Source organism: Citrobacter sp. wls613 (genome assembly GCF_005281195.1).
Lineage (GTDB): Bacteria > Pseudomonadota > Gammaproteobacteria > Enterobacterales > Enterobacteriaceae > Citrobacter > Citrobacter gillenii.
On sequence record NZ_SZXN01000034.1, the window covers coordinates 151210 to 155645 of the forward strand.

The 4436-nt window shown below is 60.4% G+C and carries 5 protein-coding genes and 1 pseudogene; all 6 read right to left on the reverse strand.

From position 1 onward, the window contains the following. Positions 1-202, reverse strand: a 202-nt coding sequence (locus FDX01_RS23535) for a hotdog fold thioesterase (RefSeq protein WP_249360880.1), incomplete at its 3' end; no start/stop codon positions are given. Beyond that, a complete protein-coding gene (locus tag FDX01_RS05385) occupies positions 195-1613 on the reverse strand; it encodes a 3-hydroxyacyl-CoA dehydrogenase (protein ID WP_137399366.1) in 1419 nt (472 codons plus the stop codon). The genes FDX01_RS23535 and FDX01_RS05385, both read right to left, overlap by 8 nt. A 3-nt stretch (positions 1614-1616) precedes the next feature. Beyond that, positions 1617-2405, reverse strand: a complete 789-nt coding sequence (gene paaG, locus FDX01_RS05390) for a 2-(1,2-epoxy-1,2-dihydrophenyl)acetyl-CoA isomerase PaaG (RefSeq protein WP_137399367.1) — start codon at positions 2403-2405, stop codon at positions 1617-1619. Positions 2406-2407: 2 nt separating this feature from the next. After that, positions 2408-3175, reverse strand: coding sequence for a 2,3-dehydroadipyl-CoA hydratase PaaF (gene paaF / locus FDX01_RS05395; protein WP_137399368.1), 768 nt, complete (start codon positions 3173-3175; stop codon positions 2408-2410). Next, positions 3172-4242, reverse strand: a complete 1071-nt coding sequence (gene paaE, locus FDX01_RS05400) for a 1,2-phenylacetyl-CoA epoxidase subunit PaaE (RefSeq protein ID WP_137399369.1) — start codon at positions 4240-4242, stop codon at positions 3172-3174. Before paaE ends, paaF begins: the two co-directional genes overlap by 4 nt. A 7-nt stretch (positions 4243-4249) precedes the next feature. After that, positions 4250-4436, reverse strand: a pseudogene (locus tag FDX01_RS23540) (phenylacetate-CoA oxygenase subunit PaaJ); the annotation flags it as partial.

A 4436-nucleotide genomic window follows, 5' to 3' on the forward strand; every position in this document is an offset into this window, starting at 1 on the left:
AGGCGTAGGCGAATGCGGTATCTGCCAGCGAAAACAGTTGTCCACCGTGGCAGGTTTGATGGCCGTTCAACATATTCGGTGACACCGCCATGGTCATCTGCGCGTAGCCTTCGTCCATTTCGATAATCTTGATACCCAGCGTTTTGGCACAGGTGTCGTTCTCATACATGGCGCGGGCGTTTCGCCAGGCTTCATTACTCATGACGCATCTCCAGTAGCGCTTTTTCGCGCAGCAGCGCACTCGGGCGATAGCGTTCTTCGCCGTAATGCTGTTGCAGATTCTCCAGCAGACGCAGGACGCGCCCCCAGCCCAGTGATTCACCCCAGCCAATCGGGCCATGCGGGTAGTTGACGCCCAGACGCATGGCGGTATCAATATCCTCGGCGCTGGCAACGCCTTTTTGCAGCGCGTCCAGCGCTTCGTTCGCCAGCATCGCCACCGTGCGCCACACCAGCAGACCGGGATAATCGGCGATGTGCAGCACCTTTTTGCCCTGCTGCTGGAAGAAATAAACCGCTTTATCGGTGGCGGCTTGTGAATTGGTGGCAGCACTTGCCAGCACTACCGTGTCGCCCGCCGCGTAGTCGTACACCACCACCGGGCGGTTGTGCTGCACACTTAAGGCCAGCGCGGTTTCACCCGTGGTTTCCAGCAGCAGCACATCGTCTAATTCAGTGACAACGTCACGCTTAACGCTCTTTGCAGCATATTCCGCAGACACCACAGCCAGCGCCAGTTCCGGCTGTGCTTCAACAGGCCAGCGATAAACACCGTGACCGCTTTTCTTACCCAGACGCCCGGCAATGGCCAGCTCCTGTTGCAGCAGCGACGGCAGAAAACGTCGGTCCTGCCAGAAAGCGTTAAACACCGAACAGGTCACCGCAAAATTCACGTCCTGCCCGATAAGGTCGGTCAGCGCCAGCGGCCCCATCGGGAACCCGCCGCCGTCGCGCAATGCGGCGTCAATCACCTCAGGCGTCGCCACCTGCTTTTCCAGCGCCCGCCAGGCTTCGGCATAAAACGGACGCGCCACGCGGTTGACGATAAAGCCCGGCGTTGAACGGCAGCGCACCGGCTGTTTACCCCAGGCGCTTACGCACTGGCACAGTTGCTCAACCACTTCGGCTGAGGTCGCCAGACCGCTGACCACTTCGACCAGCTTCATCACCGGTGCCGGGTTAAAGAAATGCAGACCCGCTACGCGCTCGGGGTGTTTAATGCCAGCGGCAATGGCGGTAATGGAAATCGACGAGGTATTGCTGGTCAGCAGCGTCGACGGAGAGCAGAGCTCCGCCAACTGGCTGAACAGCGTCTGTTTGATCTCCAGACGCTCGGACGCGGCTTCGATCACCAGTTGCGCATCCGCAAGTTGATTCAGTTCAGTTGCCGGCGTAATACGCGCCAGCAGCGCCTGCGCCTGCTCAGCGCGGAGTTTTCCACGACTGACGCGGGAAGCCAGGCGCTGGGCAATACCGTCGATGGCGCGAGTAATCGCGTCGGCGGAAATGTCATACAGCAGCACCGAATGCCCGGCGCTGGCAGCCACTTCAACAATGCCCGCGCCCATGGTGCCGCCGCCAATCACGGCGACGGTGTGGAGTGTTTGCGTCATGGCTTATTTCCCGCTGAACTGTGGAGGACGTTTGCCAAGGAAGGCGCTGACGCCCTCGCGGTAGTCGTCGCTGCGCCCGGCAAGGCGCTGGAAATCGCGCTCAACGTCGAGCTGGTCATCCAGGGAGTTGGTTTCCGCCAGCTGCAACGCTTTCTTGATAAGCCCTAAGCCGTAGGTGGGCTGGGAAGCCAGATGGCGCGCCAGCGCCAGGCTGGTGTCTTTCAGCTCTGCGTCATCCACCAATTGCCAGATCATGCCCCACTGCGCGGCTTGTTCTGCGCTCAAGCTGTCGCCCAGCAGCATCAACCCCATCGCGCGGGCGCGGGTGGTGACGCGCGGTAACACCCAGCTTCCGCCGCAGTCCGGTACCAGGCCTAGCTTGCTGAAAGCCATCACAAATTTCGCAGAACGTGCCGCCAGCACGATATCGCAGCCCAGCGCCAGCGTGGCACCGGCACCTGCCGCTACGCCGTTGACCGCGCAAATCACCGGTTTCGGCAACGCAGCTAAGCGGCGCACCAGCGGGTTATAAAAACGTTCCACCGATATGCCTAAATCCGGTGCGGGGCCGCTTGGGTCAACGTTACGATCGTTCAGATCCTGTCCGGCACAAAAACCGCGCCCGGCACCGGTAATCAGCAGGCAGCGAATGGTCTCGTCGCGCTCGGCCTGCTTCAGGCAGTCGGACAACTGCTGGTGCATGGCGTCGTTAAAGCTGTTGAGTCGGTCCGGGCGGTTCAGGGTGATGGTCATCACGCCCTGGTCGATATCGCTAAGAATGAATGCGCCCACGGTTAACGTCCTTTGAAGGCTGGGGTGCGTTTTTCTAAAAAGGCAGCGATGCCTTCGCGACGGTCTTCGGTAGCGCTCAGCACGGTAAACAGCTGGCGCTCCTGGGTTAGCCCGGCCTGCAAACTGACCTCCTGCGCCAGACGTAACGACTGTTTGGCGGCACGCAGCGCCAGCGGCGAGTGGCGGGCAATCGTCGCCGCCAGTTTCAGCGCGTATTCGTCAGAAAGGTTGGCTGGGTGGATATCGCTGACCAGCCCCGCCAGCTGTGCCCGCTGGGCATCAATGCTTTCACCGCTCAGTACCATGCGGCTGGCCAGCGCTTTCCCGACGCTACGAATCAGGCGCTGAGTCCCCCCCGCCCCCGGCATGGTGCCGAGGGTGATTTCCGGCAGACCAAAGCGGGCGTTATCCCCGGCGATCACCAGGTCGCACAGCAGCGCCAGCTCGCAGCCCGCGCCCAGCGCGTAGCCGTTGACCACCGCAATCAGCGGCTTGTTAAAGGCATCGATACGCGCCCATAAACGCGGGCGAATATCGTCGAAAGTGGCGGGTAGGTCTTTTTCCGCCATTTCGTTGAGATCGGCACCTGCCGCGAAATAACGGGTATTACCGCTAATCACGCAGACACTAATGCTCTCGTCCGCCGCCGCACTCTCCAGCGCCGCGGCAAGCTGGGTCAGCAGCGCGTTATTCAGCGCATTACGCGCCTGCGGACGGTTTAGCGTCAGCTGTAAAACGCGGTCGTGACGGGTAATAAGGAGTTCGCTCATGCCATCCCCCGCGCATCAAAATCCACCACCACATCTGAGCTAGTTGGCAGCGCCTGACAGCTCAGCACGTAGCCGGCCGCCAGTTCGTCGGCTTCGAGGCTGTAGTTCGCCGCCATAGCCACTTCACCGCGCACCACTTTGCATTTGCAGGTAGCGCAGACGCCGCCTTTGCAGGCAAACGGCAAATCAGCCCCCTGACGCAGCGCGGCGTCGAGAATGCTGTCGTCATCGGCAGTCAGTGAAATCAGACGCTCACGACCGTCCTGACGCAACGTCACCGTGCGCCCTTCTGCCTGTACGCCGGTGGCGCGTTTAACGCTGGTCCCCGGCGTATTGAAGCGCTCAAGGTGAATGGCTTTTTCCGGCATTCCCAGCGCACGCAGCGTGATTTCAGCATCGTCCATCATCGCCGACGGGCCGCAGATAAAAGCGTCGTCAAAGCGGCTGAAATCGAGCAGATGCTCAGACAGCGCGCGCAGTTTGTCGCCGTCGATGCGCCCCTGTAACAGGTCGCTGTCCATCGACTCCTGGCTGAACAGATGGATCACCTGTAAACGCTGCGGATAGCGATCTTTCAGATCGGCCAGCGCCTGACGGAACATCATGCTGTGGCTGCTGCGGTTGCCGTAAATCAGGGTGAAGCAGCTATCAGGTTCAATCATCAGCGTGGCTTCGATAATCGCCATCATCGGCGTGATCCCGGAACCGGCGGCGATCGCCAGATAGTGGGCGCTGCGATCGACCTGTGGCTGGTAGCCAAAGTGACCCTGCGGCACCATCACCTCGAATTCCATACCCTGCTGGATATCGCTCTGGGCGAAGCGTGAAAAACGGCCACCGTCGATGGCTTTCACCGCCACGCTGATTTCTGCCGGTGAGCGACTGCGACAAATGGAGTAGCAGCGACGCAGTTCTTCGCCACCAAGACGGGTTTTCAGCGTCAGATGCTGGCCCGGACGGAAGGCGTAGGCGCTACGCAGCGCGTCGGGAATGGCAAAGGTGATGGTTACCGCATCGCGGGTTTCCGGCTCAACATTTGCCACGGTAAGCGAATGAAATGTTGTCATCGAGACCTCAAATACATTTAAAGTAATCAAAGGGTTCACGGCAGCTTTCGCAGCGATACAGCGCTTTGCAGGCCGTGGAACCGAATTCACTAATCAGCGAGCTGTGGGTGCTACCGCAGCGTGGACAGAGCACATCCTTCGGCATCTCGTCGGCGTGACAGGCGTGGGCCTGCGGCGGGCTGATGCCGTACTGC